This is a genomic window from Paracoccus marinaquae, assembly GCF_018860165.1.
In the GTDB taxonomy this organism is placed as follows: Bacteria; Pseudomonadota; Alphaproteobacteria; order Rhodobacterales; family Rhodobacteraceae; genus Paracoccus; species Paracoccus marinaquae.
In genome coordinates, this window is record NZ_JAHKNG010000153.1 from 1 (window position 1) to 516 (window position 516).

The 516-nt window shown below is 63.2% G+C and carries 1 pseudogene and 1 other annotated feature; the pseudogene reads right to left on the reverse strand.

The features are described from left to right. Positions 1-516 (reverse strand): annotated as a pseudogene (locus KNW02_RS21085) (IS3 family transposase); the annotation flags it as partial. Next, positions 219-374 (reverse strand) — a sequence feature (AL1L pseudoknot). It overlaps the preceding pseudogene by 156 nt.

Here is a 516-nt window from a genome sequence, read left to right on the forward strand (position 1 = left end):
CCTTGTAACCCCATGGCCTTCATCAGCCGCTCAACCGTGCATCGGGCGATGTCGTGACCGCTTCGGCGTAGCTGGTGCCAGACCTTGCGGGCCCCATAGCGTCCCCGGCTGCCATCGAACGCATCCTTGATGGCGGCCATGTCCAGTTGATCCCGTTTCGCCCGGTCCGATGCCAGGCCGGGATCACGTTCCACAGCCTTGAAGGCATGATAGGTCGATGGTGCGATCCCCAGAACCCGGCAGATCGGCCTGCGCCATGGTCACTCGGACCAGTGGCGTTCCCATGGCACAGCACCAAAGACGCCTCGGTGATCGTCAACGAACGCGATCATTTGCGGAACGGGCGGTCGAGCTCCGCCATGGCGAAATACGCGCTCGCCTTCTTCAGGATCTCGTTGGCCGTGCGAAGTTCACGGACCTCGCGCTCCAGATCCTTGATCCGATCCTTCTCTGCGCTTGTCAGCCCGGCGCGTTGACCGGCATCGCGTTCGGCCTGCTGGCACCAGACGCGAAGAC